Genomic DNA, 18051 nt, shown 5'->3' with positions numbered 1-18051 from the left:
CTGGAACGCGAGTTCCAGGATTACGTGAATTGGTTCAACCACCTTCGCATACACGGTACATTGGATTATCAAAGCCCCGTTCGCTACAAGCAATCACTCCTTAAGAAGATTGTCTAGTTTAGTGTTGACAATCCAACTAGACAACCGGTCTTCTTTGATTTTGGTTTCTCGATACCTTCAGCTTAAGTCGGCATTCTGACAAGGACATGACAAAATTCTCTCATCACCTTCCTTTTTTAACAATTCACCTCTTTTTTTACAGCTCACTAAAAAAGCAGAAAATCCCTTTGTAATAAGGGATAATCCACCTTTTTCCTATGTTTTTTTTCATTACGGTGCCTCCGGCAACAATTGTTTGATCAACAATGTCTTGCCGCTGATCTCTTTCGGAATTTCCGGAACCGCTCGTAACAGGACTTCCATTTGCCCGCCAAACAAACGTTCCAGGACAAAATAAAGTTCTTTTTCATGTTCTTCTCTGAAACATCGTTCGTCCGGTACGTAGAGCATGACGATTTCTTCTTCATCTGCTTGAATATACTGGACACGCTCAATACAATTCGGAAAAGCACGGACGATACCAGCGAGCTCGCCTTCAAAAATACGATGTCCATCTTTGAGCTGGATAAAGCTCCGCCCCCGTCCATCAATGGACGCAATAATCGGTCCGGCATGTCCACATTGACACGTCTCTTCACTTAACGTCATTCGGTCTCCGACCCGATACCGGACAAGGGGGGTCCCGTGCGTATCAAAACTGGTCACGAGAATCTGACCATCTTCTTCCACCTCGATGATCCCCATTTCATAGTGCAAATGTTTTTTCCCGAAGCGGCATTCGGCGACGATGGGCGCCCCTTCTGAAGAGGCGTACTGATCAAAAATCGGTGCATGAAACACTTCTTCGATCAAGTGACGTTCTTCTCGCGTCATCATCTCGGCCGTCGGAAAAATAGCTTTTGGTCTGCAAGTACAGGGAATTCCGTATTTTTTGGCATGACGGGCGACTTCAATCATCCCGGAGGGTAGTCCGTCAATCGACTCCGGATTAAACCGGTTTAATTGTTCGATGTACAGAGCGGCCGTCTGCGGATTGATATTTTTTATCGTAAACAACATCTGATTGATTGTTTTGTTCATCCGCCAATATACCGGTGATTTTTGGGTCGCCGCCGCGAGCGTCTGCCCTGTAAAACTCGCACGACGCATACCGCGTTCAACCCCATGCGTCCATTTGAAGTAGTCAAGATGGGCCATCCGGATCTGCATGTCTTCTTTTGTATAGTGGACTTGAATCGACTTCCCCGTCGTCCCGCCTGTTTTCCCGAGAATCGGGGCCCGAATTTTGGCATGGATGTCTGCATTGCGGGTCCGCAACAGTTCCTTACTCAAAACCGGAATCATTTTTAATTCCTCGAGTTGCTGTAAAGGTAAGGAAATCTGATGGTTTTTAAAAAGTTCTTGATAGTAAGGACTGTAGGCCTGACAAAATGTTAAAAATTGATTCAATCGCGTCAATTGCTCATTTTGAGCATGGACACGGAACTGCTCTTTTTCTTTTAATTCTTGAAATCGTTTTTGATAAACCGGTCCGTACCGTTCTTGATACAGTACCCGACCGTAGATCGTCGTTAGGATGTTTTGAATGAAAATCGGCGAATGAAAATAAATCGATTGCTTGAGTTGCATACGTTCACTCCTCTCACGTTTCAGTAAGCGATCCGTGTCCCGTTAGTCACACATTTCCTGTTACTTACATCTTATTTCCAGCGCCCATCCCATTCAATCAAATCTTAATAAACAAGCTTAGCTTTTATTCGGATACCGTTTTATGATAATAAACTTATGTCACAAACATCTTTTTATGATTCTTTTTTTATTTTTAACTTTGGCGATCGATACTTCGGACAGATGATTTCCCACAAAAAAAGAGAGCGAATCGAGGATTCACTCTCTTTTGGCACGGGTCACTTGATTTTTCAGTGATGAACCGTTGCTTCATCTGCCCCAAATGATCGGACTTGAATTGCTCCGAGTGCCAATTTCAATTCTCTTGTATCCAATCGGTCGATGACTTCGATGATCGTCAAGGTCGTCCGTCCATTATACAGCTGGACGAGTAGTTGACGTTCCACTTCAACTACTTGACTATCAATCGGTTCAGCCAACAATTCTTGGTAAAAAAACTCACCCGACTCCGGAAAAAAATAGTCACTGAATAATTGCAACAGTTGTAGATTTCCGGTCGCTAAAAACAAGATCGCTTGAAATGGATGTTTCGCCCGATTGCGTGGACTCAATCGTCTTAAGAACATTTGATACCGTTTATGATGTGGTTCATCTAAAAAACAGACTGCATTCATCTTCGTCCCTCTCCCTAAACTAAAAGTAAATGTGCAGATTTCCCTGCTGCTGCCTTCTTGATTCGCTCCCTTTTTCCTTTTCCCTGTTTTGCACTCATGAAGCCTGTTATTTCTTTAAAACACTTTGAAGGGATTATGAACGGAATGATTCGGGTAAATTCATCAAGTAGTGCTAATCAAGGGGGAAAACAGATGACTCAAACACGTAAACGACTTGCGCTCGCTGGTGCAACGGGATATATCGGACACAATCTTTTAAATGAGTTAAAGAAAAAATATGACGTGATTGCTTTGTCGCGAAACGGCGATGACAAGGAAGATGAGACACATGTCGAGTGGCGTTCGTGTGACTTATTTTCGCTCAACGATACGATTGACGGCTTGAAGGGTGCCGATATTGCGATATATTTGGTCCATTCGATGATGCCGTCCGCTAAGTTGACGCAAGGCTCATTTGAAGACATGGATTTAATTTTAGCCGATAACTATGCCCGCGCGGCAAAAGAAAATGATATTCAACAAATCGTTTACTTAAGCGGCATCATTCCCGATGAAACAGAAGATTTATCCCGTCACTTGAAAAGCCGTTTAGAAGTAGAACGGGTCCTCGGTGCTTACGGGACACCTGTGACGACGATCCGGGCTGCCTTGATTGTCGGTCCAAAAGGGTCTTCATTCCCGATTTTATCGAAACTCGTCAAACGCCTTCCTGTGATGTTGCTTCCGGAATGGACTCGGAATCAGACACATCCAATCGCCTTACCCGATGTCATTCATGCGCTAGGGGCAAGCGTCGGACGGGAAGATCTGAAAAATCGGGCCATCGATGTCGGTGGACCGGAATCGATGACATATAAAGAAATGATTTTAAAAACTGCGGAAGTCATGGGTAAAAAACAACCCACATTTGATTTGCCGTTGATGACGGTTAATCTCTCTCGTCTCTGGGTCACGTTAGTGTCCGGTGAACCGAAGGAAACCGTGTATCCGCTTGTCGAGAGTATGATTCATGAGATGGTCGCTGATCCGGATAAGATGGTCGATGGTATCAGTGACGGAAAAATCACCTTCGAGGAATCGGTCCGAATGGCGATCAAAGAAGAACAAGAAGAAAAACAGCAGAAAAAAGAGTCGGGTCATGCTGCGAAGAAACCAGCGTCACTCGATGTAAGGTCCGTTCAACGCGTTCGTCTTCCAGAAGGTAGAGATGCGAACTGGGCAGCCGATGATTATGTCGCCTGGTTGTCTGCATTCGCCAAACCTTTCCTGACTTCACATGTAGCTGATGAGACGCGCGTTCAGATTCACGTGCCTTTTATTGATTCACCGTTACTGGAATTAACAAAAGAGCCGTTCCAAGATGCGCAACAAGCTACGTATCGGATCACCGGCGGACTGTTTGCGCAAGTGCAAGAGGACAGTAGAGGACGGATCGAGTTTCGACAAATACCGGGTTCACAGGAATGTCTGATTGCCATCCATGAATATGTTCCTGCGTTGCCGTGGATGATTTACAAGTCGACCCAAGCCAATGTCCATTTACTTGTCATGTATCTGTTTAAATTGCATTTGCTCCGCCTTATGCAGACAACGGAAGAGCGTCCGGATGAGTCCGAGATGATTGTTCCGGAAACAACTGGCTGACCTGACCACCCGTCTCCATTTGACTCCAACGGTTTGATTTCTCGTCGCTGAGAAATCAAGCCGTTTTTCGAATAATATGTAATACAGATTGTTTCCATCAACGACTTTTTCATGTCATTTCTCTTTTTTCATCATAAACCATTTTTGAAATTTCGCCAGTCTGGATGTCTCCAGGCTAATCCATGATGGGAACTTGCCGATGAACAGATGACGGGACTAAAATAAGCGTGCTACACTGAAACAGGATTGTTAGAAAGGGGTTTCATTGGCATGCGCTCATTTGAAGAACGGTTAACCAATCATATCGAAGCGACGGCGCTTCTCACAACACTTATCCAACCTGCATCGGATCAACTCCGACTCGATAAATTAGATAAATTTTCAACAAAATTGCTAAAACGTGAATTTACGATTGCCTTTGCCGGTCATTTTTCGGCTGGAAAATCGAGTATGATCAACGCCTTGACGGGGGAATCGATTTTACCGACCAGTCCGATTCCGACAAGTGCGAACATCGTGACGCTACAACAGGATCAACAAGACGCGGCAATCGTTCATTTCCATGACCGCCCTTCTGTTAAACTAGCACCTGCTGATTTACCGCACCTCGAGACACTAGGCCGTGACGGGACCGTCGAGCGGATTGACATTACGCATGCCGGCTCCACCTTGCCAAACGGACTTGTCTTAATGGACACACCCGGCGTCGACTCTGTGGATGATGCTCACCGCATCTCGACAGAATCTGCCTTGCACTTAGCAGACCTGATTTTTTATGTCATGGATTATAATCATGTCCAGTCTGAGCTGAACTTTACGGTCACACGTGAGTTACTTGCTTCGGTTCCCGAATTGTATCTGATTGTCAATCAAATTGATAAACATCAATCAACTGAACTGTCCTTCGAAGACTTCAAACGTTCCGTTTTTCAATCGTTTGTGGCACATGGTGTCGAGCCAAAAGGAATTTTCTTCACGAGTCTGCGAGACATAGCACATCCGGAGAACGAATTTGCGACCGTCAAGCAACTGGTCGAACAGAGTATCCGGGACGTTCAACCAAAACTGTTACAATCCGCCACTACGACGTTAGAGGCGTTACATGCTGAACATGTTGCTTATCTCGAGATGCGCATTGAAGAAGCGGAACAAGCCGTACAGGAACAGCTGACACCGGCAGATCAACGAAATCAGGAAGCCTTATTTTCTGACATGCAACAAGTCGAACAGCAAATCCGTTTGATGTCTCCGGAACAATGGGTCAGCCGCTTTTCGCAACATCGTGAAAGCCTGCTGCGCAATGCTACATTGATGCCTTTTGAGCTTCGTGAGAAAATGACACGTTTTTTAGAATCACGGCAAACGTCGTTCAAGGTCGGATTTTTTAGAAGCACAAAGAAAACGCAGGCGACTCAACAGCAGCTCGCTGACGAACTATTACGGGCCTATCAGTCCGTCGCAACCTCGGAAATCTCCTTACACCTGCGGAAACTGATGAAACAATCCTTGTCTGAAGCCGGCTGTCTATCTGATCAACACGCCATGTCAATCGACCATTATCCGCTCGACCCTCCATTACGGGTTGTCGAAGACGCTTTGCAAGAAGGTATCACCATTACGGGTGAATCCGTCTTACAGTTTACGAATCGTGTCGTCAGCAATACGAGTGCGTGGTATGTCAAAGAAACCAACCAGTGGCGCGATGCCATTCGAACGGAACTCGAACAAATGGACGGAACCGTCTTACAGGATTTGCGGAACAAACAAGACATGTTACGTCAGAAATGTGAACTGCTGACTGTTGAACGCGAAAGCCGTCACATGCTCAAAACGTATCTTGAACAAGCCGACGCTCCGACAAGTACACAATTAGATGCAGCCCACCACCAACTGGTGACGTGGCGACAAGCATTAATCGAGGCGGAACAAACGTTAGTACCGTTCACGCCAATCGATAGGGAACAGGAAGTGGCCGTCACAGCAGAAGCACCGGTGTCGAACAACGTGAAACAAGAACGGACCTATTCACTGGAAAAGATCGAACAGATTCAAACGATTCTATCGGGTGTGACAGGGTTTGAGGAGACTGTCGCCTATCTGAAAGACAAACTCACACGTGTCTCCTCGAGTACCTTTACGATTGCATTATTCGGCGCATTCAGTGCTGGGAAATCGTCCTTTTGTAATGCCTTGCTCGGGCAAGCGGTGTTACCGGTCTCCCCTAACCCGACGACAGCATCGATCAACCGGATCAATCCCGTCAGTTCGCATCATCCACACGGAACGGCGATCATCACGTTTAAGTCCGAACAGAACTTAGTCGAGGAATTAAACGACGCGCTCCGCGTCTTCGACACATCGATCACATCCTTAGCCGAGGCCGTCACTTGGATTCAGACGCAACCGGCACAGCGTTTACGTGACGTCTCCATTTTACGCGCCTTCTTAACCGGTTATCCGTCGGTCCACCCGTTCATCGGTACGACACAAACCGTTGATCAGAAGACGTTCACCGATTACGTCGCAAAAGAACACCTCAGTTGTTTTGTCGATGTCATCGATCTGTATTTTGATAGTCCGTTGACGCGCCTCGGGATTACATTAGTCGACACGCCGGGTGCCGACTCGATCAATGCTCGTCATACGGATGTTGCCTTTGAATACATCAAGGATGCCGATGCGATTTTATTCGTGACCTATTTTAATCATGCCTTCGCACGAGCCGATCGGGAATTTCTCATCCAGCTCGGACGCGTCAAGGATGCGTTCGAACTGGATAAGATGTTCTTTATCGTCAACGCCATTGATTTGGCCCAAAACGAGTCCGAAAAACAGGACGTCTTACATTATGTCGGGACCGAATTACAACGGTTTGGTATTCGAGCTCCCCGCCTGTTTGGTGTCTCGAGCCTACAGGCATTGGCAGAAAAACAGACGGGGCACGAGCATCAATCCGGACTCCCTTCATTTGAGACCGCATTCCATCAGTTTTTAGAACAGGATCTCAAAGGGCTTGCCGTCCAAGCATTGTCCGACGAGACCGAAAAAACCGTTCACCGGTTGCAGCAATTGATTGAGCAAACCGAATTCAACATCGCCCGGAAAGAAACACGACTTGAAGAACTTGATGTCCTGGCGGATACGATCGAAACCCATTTCTTAGATCGCCGCGCAGATTTGCTTCGTCACGCCTTGTTTGCTGAAATCCATGAACTGTTACATCATGTCAACCAGCGAATCTATTACCGTTTCCCTGATTTCTTCAAGGAAGCCTATCACCCGATCCGCTTTGCGAATGCAACAAAACAGCATGCCCTACAAGAAGCCTTACTTGAATTACTCGGTTTCTTAAAATATGATTTTGAGCAAGAGTTACGGGTGACGCATTTCCGAATTGACGGGTGGATCAAATCCGCCCTCGAGCAGCGTTTCCAGGAAGAAGAAGCGTATGCGACGAAGTTGAATCCTTCGTTCCAATTATCGCCTTTCGAACCGATCTCGATGCCAACGATTCCTTTTGCGGGCCCCTTCCAAGACGCGGCTCCGTATCAGTCTGTCAAGCAGTACTTCCGTAATGCCAAAGCCTTTTTTGAACGGAATGAAAAGGAACAACTCAAAGAGGCCTTGGTTCAGCTGACGAAACCGGATGCGACGGCGTACCTGGAGTCCGAGGAACAACGCCTACGTGAACTCGCCCATCACCATGTTCTCGATTTACTTGATAGGATGTATGAGGCCTTACGTGACACGTTACAAAAACAAGTCGACATGGAACGACACAGCTTGACGACGACGAGTCCGCTAGAACAATTCCAGCAGGCCCGCTCTCGCATCTTACAAGCAACCCGTTCTTAACAAAAACGAGATCATCCTCATACAAATAACCCGAACCAGTCAGCCTCTCGAGTAGGATGACATGCGTTCGGGTTATTTAGCGAGCCGTATCTCGATCTGTCGGATGCGGCCAATATGATTTGAAATAATGTAAGACGTATGCGTGCACATGACGAACGAGCGGCCGTTGTTCGACACCCGCCACATGATTTAACGAGACATCCCATAACATCGGCGGATCAAAGGGCAGAATCCGAATGTCTTCCGCGTGGTGGAATCCTAAGATCGGTTCAGGAAGGATCGAGACGACATCGAGTTCTTGCACCATCCCACTTCGCCAGGAAGTGGTTGAAGATGAAGCGCGAACACCCGATCGTCTTCGCGATCAGGATTTCCTGCTCTTTGGTGGGGTAGATTCTGAATTTGTAGGCCTTGTGCTTCAACAAAATTTTTTACCTCCTTCAAAAGGAGTATACCCGAAAGGTAGGCTGGCGATTCATCTCCCACTTTCACTTCGTTTAGAAGTGGGAGTATTCTCGCCTAATTTTGATAAAACTGTTGACCGGCATCCGTCAGACCCGTTAGTCGCCCGTGATGTCGCTGAAACAGTTCGACTTGCTCTAGTTCTTCAAATTCCCGGACCAGTTGACTGAGAGCCGGTTGCGAAATCTGCAAGTGCTTCGAAGCGCGTGTTAAGTCATACGCATGATCGACGATCGTCGTGAAAAATCGTAATTGTCGAATATCCACCTGTTTCCTCCCTCACTCATCAAACCAATGATTTTTTCTGAAATAGATCACCATTCCGATCGAAATGATTGCCATTCCTCCTAATGTAAAAAAATAGCCGTATCTCGTCGTCAGTTCCGGCATGTGCTCAAAGTTCATCCCATAAACCCCTGCGATAAACGTCAATGGCATGAAAATCGTCGTAAAGATCGTCAACGTCTTCATGATATTGTTCATCCGATACGAGTTGAGCGAAATAAAATTATCACGAAACTCGGAGGTCATCTCTCGATTGTATTCAATCATCTCATTGAGCTTAAGCAGATGATCGTAAATATCTTGGAAAAATGCTTTTTTATTGGCATGGATGGCAAGACGTCTTGATTCAACGACGCGGTAGAGCAAGTCGCGCATCGGCAGGATGGTCCGCGCGACTTCTAACAAATCGGATCGAATATCAAAGATGTCTTCCATGATCCGTTTATCATTTCCACGTTGTTCGTAGCGTCCTTCGAGTGAAAAGATTTTATCTTCGAGCGTATGGACAATCGGAAAATAGCCATCCACGATTTTATCCATGATTTTATGGACAATCTCGATCGTCCAGTGTTCGTGGTCACCATGAATCCGTTGAAAGGCATTGAACACCAAATCAATCTCACTGGACGGTTCCTCATGATAGGAAACGACGTAGTTTTCATTCGCAAACAGATTAATCTCTTTTCCTTTTAACGATTCGTTATCTAATGCGTGTAAAACAAAAAAACTGTATCCCTCATAATATTCTAATTTCGGGCGTTGTAAATATTGGAAACAATCTTCTAGCGCCAGGGGATGAAAATCAAAAGCGGAGACCAACTGTTGTTTTTCTTGTTCCGTCGGTTGATTAAAGTCGACGAAATACCACTTGATGTCTGGTGAATGAAGCCGATCCAAATGATCATCGACTAGTATTTGATGATCGGTCGTCACAAGAAGACAGCGAATCATGGACGTTCACCTTCTTTTCGTTAATGTTCATTCAGTATCGCAAACAATCAATTTAATTTCCATCAAAAAAAGACTATAGCGTGAGACGCTACAGCCTTTCACATTTATCCTCGTTCGAAATAAAAACCATTCCAGTAGACGTGCCGATACGTAAACTCTTTGCCACTTTTTGTCGTCACAAGCATCTCATCTTCCGACACAACAGCAATTTTAATCGGCGTCTCACCATGATCGGTGAGAAAATTTAAGATTTCAAGATGGCGATTCAACCACAAGCGACGACGGAACCAACGAAAACGACTAAACGCAGCTGTAAAGTGTAAAATCGATAACAGCATGATGACTAGTCCGAACGGTAATGGAATATCAAATAACGCAATCAAATAGAAATCTGCGATGATCAGGAAAACGGACAAACCCATCTCGGTCATTTCCATAAAAGACGCTTTATACGTGGCAAAGTATGTCATGACACGGAATAAAAGGATGACCGTCAAATAAGGCACGAAATAAAGACGAAAAACGTTGTCCGACCCACTATTGACATACATGAGTAAGGGTAGGAAGAAGAGCAACTTCCAAATTAGGATGGCAGAATAAAACAAAGTGTGATCCGTGTAGCGTTTGCGTACAATGGCGCGACTAATGTTCATTGCCTTCCCCTCCTTCAATGATGACTGCATGCTCGAGTCGATGATGTCGGGATATGATGCCTATAAGGGTATCTTTCCTAATTAGGCAAGTTCTAATCGTAAATTTCGTGTGAAATATAGGTTTATATTGAGTATACGAAATATTTTGACAAAAGGTTTTATTTTCCCACCATTCCCCATATTTAAAATGTTTTCAAGGGGGCACTATACTTGAATTTGTCGCCGGTTGTTTTTTTCTTTACACTAAAACTAGATTACGAACAGAAATGAGATGAAGAACATGTATAGCCATATTATCGTTGGTGCAGGTATTCTCGGGACATCAACCGCATATCATTTAGCGAAGCAAGGTGCATCCGTCTTACTGATTGATCGAAAAGAAGCCGGTCGTGCCACACACGTCGCAGCAGGAATCATCTGCCCCTGGATGACACAACGTAGAAATAAGGCGTGGTATCGATTAGCAAATAACGGCGCCCATTACTATGACACCTTGATTCCAGAACTTGAGGCACTTGGCGAGACTGCAACCGGCTACCAAAAAGTTGGTGCCATCGCTTTACACGAAACGTCAAAAATCGAAAAGATGCAAGTCATTGCTGAAAATCGTTTTCCGGAAGCTCCTGCGATTGAAACGATCGAGCGCTTGACCGCTGATCGGGTTCGCAACATGTTTCCGTTGATCGAATATGTTGAGGATGCCTTGTTCGTCTCTGGAGGAGCCCGCGTCGACGGCCGCGCGTTACGTGCCGCCTTAGAACGTGGTGCCATCAAACAGCAGGCGACGGTGTTAAACGCCGATGCGTCGTTAGTCGTCATTGACGGTCAAGTCAAAGGTGTCCTCGTAGACGAACAAGTTCATTATGCCGAACACATCATCTTAACGGCCGGCGTCTGGGTCAACGAATTACTGGAACCGTTACAGACATGTCTTGACATACGTGCTGAAAAAGGACAAATTCTCCACCTCGATATCGCAGCCGATCACACCCAACATTGGCCTGTTATCATGGGACAACGGGGTTTATATCTTGTTTCGATTGAAGATGGAAAATTAGCGTTAGGTTCAACACACGAAAAACAGCTTGATTACAATCTACAACCTACCGTAAAAGGAATGTATGCCTTGTTGACACGCGCCTTGCCGGTTGCGCCAGCTTTGGAAGAATCGAACATTAACGAGATGCGCGTCGGGCTCCGTCCCTATACAAGTACGTCCTTACCGATTATCGGAAGACTGCCGTCCCATCCGAATGTCCTTGTCGCCAACGGACTTGGTGCTTCTGGATTAACGATCGGCCCCTATCTCGGGCGCGAACTGGCGAAGTTGGCATTAGGTGAAGAACTCGACATCAATCTCGAAGATTATCTTCCTCATTGAATGAGCAACTGCCCATCTGTTAGACCTAAGTAGTTAGTTATACCCGTTTTAAAACAAGAACAAACGTTCTGTTCAAATTGGAATTAGAAGGAGATTATGATGTGCACCCGATTAAACCCTTGCTGACATTGGAACAGCTTCAAGCACTAGACATTCGAGTCGGTACAATCCGCTCGCTGCGTGTTTCGGATGATGAACCCGCTTTGCTTTACTTATCGATTGATTTTGAAGCCTTTCAACAATCCCTGTTCTTAGATTGGAAAGAAACTCGTTTTGAGTACGAAGAGCTCATCGGCAAGCAAGCACTTGTTGTGCTCAATGTTCCTGGCATCGTCGCCGGTTCTTTCGGTCGCATTCTGGAATTAGGTACTCTTGATCGACTCATGCCTGTCTTAGCCTGTCCGGAGCATCCGATCCCGGACGGAAGCAGATTAAGTTAAGCGACAGACAAACGACCATCCGTCAGGGCATGGTCGTTTGTCTGTCATCGTGTTTTTTCTAGATAATGTACGCTGAAGTGCTCCCTCGCATCCGTAAAATACTTGACCGGTGTAAATCCATTTTGGTTTGCCAACAACTGAAATTCTTCGATACTGTATTTATAGGAATTTTCTGTATGGATCGTTTCCCCTTGTTTGAACGTAAACGTCTGGTTGGCGACCGTCACGAGTTGATCGATCCGACTTTTAAGATGCATCTCGATGCGCCCGAACTCTTCATTATAAAAAGCAACATGGTCAAACAAGGCCAAATCAAATGTCCCGCCAAGCGACGTATTGATGTGATTTAATATATTCAAGTTGAACCGTGCCGTGATACCGGCCTCGTCATTGTAGGCTTGATGTAAAACAGTGGCTTCTTTTTTTGTATCGATTCCGATCAAAAATCCGTCACCTTTTTCTAACAATTGAGACGAACGTCTGAAGAAGTCAGCCGCTTCTGCCGGGTCGAAGTTTCCGATGGTCGAGCCGGGAAAGAAGATCACTTTTTTTAACTTGTCTTCAATCGGTAAGCGTAAGGATTCGGAATAATCACCACAAACCGCTTTGATTTGGAGGTCGGGATAATCCTGCGAAAGCTGATGCGCCGATTGAATCAAAAATTCTTTCGAAATATCAATTGGCATATACGCCTCTAGTTGGTGAAGTGAGCTGAGCAGACTTTTAATCTTTCGACTACTGCCGCTTCCATACTCAATCAATGTATGGACAGGTCCGATACAATCGGCAATCGCGGTTTGATGCTGATACAAGATGTCGAGTTCCGTCCGAGTCAGATAGTATTCTGGTTGGTAGGTAATTTGTTCGAATAATTCCGACCCCGCTTGATCATAAAAATATTTTGCTTGGAGTATTTTATGGACTTGCGAGAGCCCGTCTAAAACTTCTTTACGCATGTTGTGTTGCTTCGTATACATATCATAACTCTCGACCTGCTGGCTCACTGAACATCACCTGCTAATCGAATGCCACTGAACTGCCAACGTTTATCCGGCGGAAAGAAATTACGATATGTCTCCCGGATATGATCATCGGGAGTCACACATGCTCCGCCTCGAAGTACCATCTGGTTACACATGAATTTCGCGTTGTATTCCCCTAACGCCCCTTCCAGCGGACGATTTCCAGGATACGGCGCATACGCACTCGCTGTCCATTCCCAGATATCCCCAAACATCCCCCGCATTTCCTGTGAACCTGAGATGATCGGACTAGGATGATAGGAACCTCGTCCCATCAAGTTACCCTGTCGGTCGACTTGACGCCCGACATATTCCCACTCGGCCTCTGTCGGTAATCGTTTTCCACACCAACGGCTATACGCATCTGCCTCGTAAAAACTGACATGGCAAACGGGTTCGTCCAAATCCAACGGCTCCACTCCATTCAGTGTGAACATCGACCACGTTCCTTCTTTCTCTTTCATCCAATATAAAGGCGCTTTCCAGTTTTGTTGCTGGACGACATGAAAACCATCAGACAACCAGTGTTCAGACTGGTCATAACCTAAAGCTTCGACGAATGCCAGAAACTCGCGATTGGTGACAGGGCGGGTTGCCAGCTCAAACGGGTCGAGCCAGGTTTTATGAACCGGATTTTCGTTATCAAAGGCAAATCCTTGCCCATCGTGACCGATTTCAACAAGCCCGCCTTCAAATCGCTTGAACTCCAGTGGAACAACAGGACGGTCGTCCCGTTGAGATTTTTCTCTTTTTTGATACGCAGGTAACAATGGATTGACAAAAAAATTATATTTGACGTCCATCAGAATCAATTCTTGATGTTGCTGTTCATGTTGAAGCCCCATTTCAATCAACTGTTCAATGACTTGCTGCACCGGTTCGTCTCGTTTTTGTTGTAACAATGACAGTATGGCTTGATCGACATGTTCCCGGTACGCTAGCACTTCTCTGACGGTCGGTCGTGACAAGACCCCGCGCTGGTGACGGGGCTGATACGGACCAATCGAATTGTAATAGGAATTAAACAAGTAATTGTAGGCCGGATGAAACACTATATACTCGGCATCGTATTCTTGAAGGATCATGCGTTCAAAAAACCATGTCGTATGCGCGATATGCCACTTGGGTGGGCTGACATCTGAATTGGCTTGAATCACAAAGTCCTCTTGCTCTAACGGTTCGATCAAAGACAGTGTTTGCTTCCGGACAGCGGAAAACTTGTCTATTAAGTAGGTCGTCGTTTCCAGTCTCATGCGAGGCACTCCTTTAATTGGATTTTTCTGAAAATATACACCATTCTCTTTACCCCTTTTCCAATAAAGTAAGCGTTATCATTTTTAAAGCAAAAAAAAACGAAGCAAGACCTTTGAAAGATCTTACTCCGCTGTTTTTAATACACTTTATCCCCATTGAAAATCGAATTTTTGACGACCACATAATCGACAGTTCTGATGGCTTGCAGTTTGTTGCCGCCTGCATAAGAAATCGAGGACTGTAAATCTTGCTCCATCTCAATCAATGTATCAGACAGAATGCCTTTATGTTCAACGAACATTTTTTTTCCTTCGACATTCTTCTTTTCACCTTTTTGGAACTCGGAAGCTGATCCAAAGTATTCTTTGACACGTAGTCCATCGACTTCATGCGTTTCCCCCGGTGACTCTTCATGTCCGGCGAATAATGAACCAATCATGACCATCGTCGCCCCAAAACGAACTGATTTTGCGATGTCGCCGTGGGTCCGGATCCCGCCATCAGCGATAATCGGTTTACTGGCAGCTTTGGCACACCATCTTAATGCTGCCAATTGCCAGCCTCCCGTACCAAATCCCGTTTTAATTTTCGTAATACACACTTTCCCCGGACCAATTCCGACTTTTGTCGCATCCGCTCCGGCGTGTTCCAGTTCACGAACCGCTTCCGGTGTCCCGACGTTTCCGGCGATAACGAAACTGTCCGGTAACAGCCGCTTGATATGTTGGATCATTCGAATGACCGCTTCCGAATGTCCATGGGCGATGTCAATCGTGATGTATTCCGGCGTTAAGCTTTCTTGGGCCAACGTCTCGACGAATGTATATTCTTCCTCTTTCACGCCAACACTGATTGATGCAATCAAATGGCGTTCTTGCATCGACCGAACAAAATCCAGTCGTGTTTCGGGCTCGAAACGATGCATGATGTAAAAGTAACCGTTCTCTGCCAAATAGGTCGCAATTTTTTCGTCAATGATTGTCTGCATATTGGCCGGTACGACCGGTAACTTAAAACGTCGTCCACCAAACTCAACCGTCGTATCACATTCCGACCTGCTTCCTACGATTGATTTTGCAGGAATTAATTGAATATCTTCATAATCAAATACTACATCCATCACTAGCACCCCAAATAACGAATATTTTTTATTGATTAAATAGTAACGTTCGTACTTGGATACTATATCGAACATTAGTAAGCTTGTCAAAATAAAATCACCAAAAAGCATATTTTTCTATTAAAAAACCTTTTAACGTTCGTCTTTTATAGAGTATTCCATCTTTAATTGATCAATCCATGCTTCTTCCCATTCAAAAAAGCTACTTTCCGTTCCTGTTTCAAAAATATGATCGGGATAAGGAAGCGCTAAGGGTGGACGATCTTTCCTGTCGAAATAACACAGTTGTTTGGATTCTCCATCAATCGCTGTTAACGTCCCTTCCAAAACCTCACACGCAAAAATAAAGGCGATATACTCCACCTGGTTTTGATCCGGGTACGTCAGGCGAAACGCCTCTCCTCCAAAACAGCCGATCAAGCGGACCGGACGGACAATCAATCCAGTTTCTTCATATACTCTTCGCGGATCACCGCTTTTGCCGGCGGCTCGCCCGGTTCGATTGCGCCCGCCGGAAGGCTCCAGAACGGACCTCCCGGATCTTGGAACAAGATTCGTCCCGATACATCGCGGATGATTGCACCGACAGATGGCGTGAACAACAATTGATTTCCTGTTTTTTGACGCAGATTCTGGTAATAAGTCGACATGGGCATAAATCATTCTCCTTTGACAATCCTGATGTATGGCTAAAAGACTGTGCTCGAGCGTTTCTCCTCATTCGAGTTCTTCTTTTAATACTGCAAACAATACGAAGTCTTCCCAGGCACCGTTAATGAACAAACTCTTTTTTGCGATCCCTTCCTGTCTGAATCCCACTTTTTCCAAGACGCGGATCGATCCGATATTATCAGGCATGACTTCGGCCCGCAAACGGTGGAACTGGTATTCATCGAACAAGAGACGCGCAGCTTGGCGCACGGCATTCGACATAATGCCCTGCCCGTTATACTGCTGATCAAGTTGATACCCGATCATACACGTCTCTGCCGGGAAACGTTCGACGAACGCCGCAGACACTTCTCCGACCAGTTGATTCGTTTCTGTTAAAAATATCCCGAACGCATACGAACGGTCTGCTCTTTGGTTCTCCTCCAACTGTTGAATTCGCTCAAGTTGTTTCGGTAGCGTATAGGTATCTTTTGGGGGTTTGACCGGCATCCAATATTCAAAATGCCCTTGGTTTTGAACGCTGAGATCCAGCAATGCTAGTGCGTCTTCTTTCGTATACACACGTAAATAAATCGAACTCATGGCGTCATTCTCCTTCTTTGCGACTAACGTATTCCTTAAATATCTTAATATCAAAGAGTTAAGGTGTTTGATATTTTTTTTATCGGGAAAATTACAACAACAAACAAGTAACAAAGTGTTTACAAAACAAGATGTAAACGACTACAAGGAGGAGAGCATGCGTACTGATGAAGAGTTATTCCAACAAATCGAATTAAAAAATAGATCCGCTCTCGAATTGTTATACGACCGCTATGAAAAATCATTATATCTACTACTTACACGAATGTTGCCCGACGAACACCGGATTCAAATGACATTAAAACAAATGTTCCATGACATCTGGACAGATCCCAATCGCTTTCCTTCTATACACGGATACTTAATTGCAGCAGTCAAACAAATAAAATCTCAACGAGAACCCGTCAGATGATGCATTAGAATCACTTAATTCATTTTTCGAGGTAAGGTCTGCGTTTCCTGTTTATTTTGTCAGCTTGTTCTTTTTTTGTTAAACCATACCCACATTTAGAGATGTGGCGTTCCTGTAGATATCCGCTTCATCACGATGCGCCCAAGATTCGCTTCTGTAAGGTGTGACGTTTCACATTCTGTTCGTACTCGAAAGAACAATTGAGATGAGATTCGACTTCGGTATAAAGGAAAATGATCCCTCCTCCCTACATCCGTTTTGACCGTAGAGAAATGAGCGTGTTCCCGACTATTATTATAGGTAAATTTTAGATAATTCGTTTTTCTTTTGTTTATTACTTCCTTTTTCGGATGGTTCGTGTTATATTCATAAGTAATTATTGTTGTTCGGTGGAGATACAAAGTGATTCACTTTAACTCGATGAAATTGATCACGATAGTAATAAACAGTGTGACTTAGTCATGCGCAGGAGGCAACACACATGGAACAAGGTAAAGTGAAATGGTTTAACGCAGAAAAAGGTTTTGGCTTCATCGAACGTGAAAGCGGCGACGACGTTTTCGTTCACTTCTCAGCTATTCAAACAGACGGTTTCAAATCACTTGACGAAGGTCAAGAAGTTTCGTTTGAAGTTGAAGAAGGCCAACGCGGACCGCAAGCAACTAACGTTTCTAAACTTTAATTTCCTTAGAGGATTCGCTGTCGCGGATCCTCTTTTTTTATTCTTTTCCACCTACCCCTATCTTTTTCAATCCGACCATGGTATATTATTAAGTAATTATTGTTGTTCGGTGGAGATATGAAGGTTACACTTTTGACTCGATGAAATTGATCACGGTAGTAATAATCAGTATGGCTCAGTCATACGCAGGAGGCAACACACATGGAACAAGGTAAAGTGAAATGGTTTAACGCAGAAAAAGGTTTTGGCTTCATCGAACGTGAAAGCGGCGAC

At 45.0% G+C, this 18051-nt stretch carries 18 protein-coding genes and 2 pseudogenes; 8 read left to right on the top strand and 12 right to left on the bottom strand.

From position 1 onward, the window contains the following. Complete coding sequence (locus KNQ13_RS16245) at nucleotides 1-117, top strand: IS3 family transposase (RefSeq protein ID WP_353048750.1); 117 nt, start codon at nucleotides 1-3, stop codon at nucleotides 115-117. 213 nt (nucleotides 118-330) lie between these two features. Here KNQ13_RS16245 and KNQ13_RS12325 read toward each other — a convergent pair whose 3' ends face one another. Both KNQ13_RS12325 and KNQ13_RS12320 read right to left on the bottom strand, forming a co-directional pair. Further along, nucleotides 331-1689, bottom strand: a complete 1359-nt coding sequence (locus KNQ13_RS12325; RefSeq protein ID WP_026830774.1) for a phenylacetate--CoA ligase family protein — start codon at nucleotides 1687-1689, stop codon at nucleotides 331-333. Nucleotides 1690-1979: 290 nt separating this feature from the next. Continuing rightward, the gene (locus KNQ13_RS12320; protein WP_026830773.1) at nucleotides 1980-2363 is read right to left on the bottom strand and encodes a hypothetical protein; all 384 of its coding nucleotides are present in this window, start codon (nucleotides 2361-2363) and stop codon (nucleotides 1980-1982) included. Nucleotides 2364-2555: 192 nt separating this feature from the next. On the opposite strand from KNQ13_RS12320, the gene KNQ13_RS12315 reads away from it, so the two are divergent. Together KNQ13_RS12315 and KNQ13_RS12310 are read left to right on the top strand one after the other, a co-directional pair. Then, complete coding sequence (locus tag KNQ13_RS12315; protein ID WP_014970505.1) at nucleotides 2556-4007, top strand: NAD(P)H-binding protein; 1452 nt, start codon at nucleotides 2556-2558, stop codon at nucleotides 4005-4007. A gap of 270 nt (nucleotides 4008-4277) precedes the next feature. Further along, nucleotides 4278-7862 carry a dynamin family protein gene (locus KNQ13_RS12310; RefSeq protein WP_209548457.1) on the top strand — a complete coding sequence of 1195 codons (3585 nt, stop codon included), beginning with the start codon at nucleotides 4278-4280 and terminating at the stop codon, nucleotides 7860-7862. A gap of 76 nt (nucleotides 7863-7938) precedes the next feature. On the opposite strand, the gene KNQ13_RS12305 is transcribed toward KNQ13_RS12310, so the two are convergent. The 5 genes and pseudogenes from KNQ13_RS12305 to KNQ13_RS12285 all read right to left on the bottom strand — a co-directional run bounded on the left by KNQ13_RS12305 (nucleotide 7939) and on the right by KNQ13_RS12285 (nucleotide 10213). Then, the gene (locus tag KNQ13_RS12305; RefSeq protein ID WP_209548456.1) at nucleotides 7939-8169 is read right to left on the bottom strand and encodes a type 2 periplasmic-binding domain-containing protein; all 231 of its coding nucleotides are present in this window, start codon (nucleotides 8167-8169) and stop codon (nucleotides 7939-7941) included. Further along, nucleotides 8168-8287: pseudogene (locus KNQ13_RS12300) on the bottom strand (helix-turn-helix domain-containing protein); the annotation flags it as partial. The gene KNQ13_RS12305 and the pseudogene KNQ13_RS12300, both read right to left, overlap by 2 nt. 94 nt (nucleotides 8288-8381) lie before the next feature. Next, nucleotides 8382-8591 (bottom strand): LysR family transcriptional regulator, encoded by a 210-nt coding sequence (locus KNQ13_RS12295; protein WP_209548455.1) that lies wholly within the window; start codon nucleotides 8589-8591, stop codon nucleotides 8382-8384. Nucleotides 8592-8603: 12 nt separating this feature from the next. Next, nucleotides 8604-9560: a magnesium/cobalt transporter CorA gene (gene corA, locus KNQ13_RS12290; RefSeq protein WP_014970507.1), complete on the bottom strand. Its 957-nt coding sequence runs from the start codon at nucleotides 9558-9560 to the stop codon at nucleotides 8604-8606. Between the two features lie 104 nt (nucleotides 9561-9664). Then, nucleotides 9665-10213 (bottom strand): hypothetical protein, encoded by a 549-nt coding sequence (locus tag KNQ13_RS12285; protein WP_014970508.1) that lies wholly within the window; start codon nucleotides 10211-10213, stop codon nucleotides 9665-9667. A gap of 280 nt (nucleotides 10214-10493) precedes the next feature. On the opposite strand from KNQ13_RS12285, the gene KNQ13_RS12280 reads away from it, so the two are divergent. Continuing rightward, a complete protein-coding gene (locus KNQ13_RS12280) occupies nucleotides 10494-11594 on the top strand; it encodes an NAD(P)/FAD-dependent oxidoreductase (protein ID WP_026830769.1) in 1101 nt (366 codons plus the stop codon). Between the two features lie 101 nt (nucleotides 11595-11695). Beyond that, entirely contained in the window at nucleotides 11696-12034 is a 339-nt protein-coding gene (locus KNQ13_RS12275; protein ID WP_209548454.1) for a hypothetical protein, read from the top strand. A 44-nt stretch (nucleotides 12035-12078) separates the two neighbouring features. Here KNQ13_RS12275 and egtD read toward each other — a convergent pair whose 3' ends face one another. The 5 genes and pseudogenes from egtD to KNQ13_RS12250 form a co-directional block, all read right to left on the bottom strand. Then, nucleotides 12079-13038, bottom strand: coding sequence for an L-histidine N(alpha)-methyltransferase (gene egtD / locus KNQ13_RS12270; protein ID WP_209548453.1), 960 nt, complete (start codon nucleotides 13036-13038; stop codon nucleotides 12079-12081). Continuing rightward, nucleotides 13035-14309, bottom strand: coding sequence for an ergothioneine biosynthesis protein EgtB (egtB, locus tag KNQ13_RS12265; protein ID WP_026830767.1), 1275 nt, complete (start codon nucleotides 14307-14309; stop codon nucleotides 13035-13037). The genes egtD and egtB overlap by 4 nt, the downstream gene beginning before the upstream one ends. Before the next feature lie 137 nt (nucleotides 14310-14446). Next, a complete protein-coding gene (gene guaC, locus KNQ13_RS12260) occupies nucleotides 14447-15430 on the bottom strand; it encodes a GMP reductase (RefSeq protein WP_251027472.1) in 984 nt (327 codons plus the stop codon). Nucleotides 15431-15562: 132 nt separating this feature from the next. After that, nucleotides 15563-16086, bottom strand: a pseudogene (locus tag KNQ13_RS12255) (NUDIX hydrolase). Nucleotides 16087-16147: 61 nt separating this feature from the next. Continuing rightward, on the bottom strand, nucleotides 16148-16684 hold the full coding sequence (locus tag KNQ13_RS12250; RefSeq protein ID WP_209548451.1) for a GNAT family N-acetyltransferase: 537 nt from the start codon (nucleotides 16682-16684) through the stop codon (nucleotides 16148-16150). Between the two features lie 157 nt (nucleotides 16685-16841). Between KNQ13_RS12250 and KNQ13_RS12245 the strand changes: the two genes are divergently transcribed. The 3 genes from KNQ13_RS12245 to KNQ13_RS16010 form a co-directional block, all read left to right on the top strand. After that, on the top strand, nucleotides 16842-17096 hold the full coding sequence (locus KNQ13_RS12245; RefSeq protein ID WP_014970515.1) for a hypothetical protein: 255 nt from the start codon (nucleotides 16842-16844) through the stop codon (nucleotides 17094-17096). Between the two features lie 481 nt (nucleotides 17097-17577). Next, complete coding sequence (locus tag KNQ13_RS12240; RefSeq protein ID WP_014970516.1) at nucleotides 17578-17778, top strand: cold-shock protein; 201 nt, start codon at nucleotides 17578-17580, stop codon at nucleotides 17776-17778. 201 nt (nucleotides 17779-17979) lie between these two features. Beyond that, nucleotides 17980-18051: cold-shock protein (locus KNQ13_RS16010; protein ID WP_251135816.1), on the top strand; the 72-nt coding region annotated here is incomplete at its 3' end.

The sequence above is a fragment of the Exiguobacterium sp. s128 genome (assembly GCF_018618815.1).
GTDB lineage: Bacteria > Bacillota > Bacilli > Exiguobacteriales > Exiguobacteriaceae > Exiguobacterium_A > Exiguobacterium_A antarcticum.
Note: the sequence above shows the minus strand (reverse complement) of the source record. Positions and strands in the feature narration are given on the sequence as shown.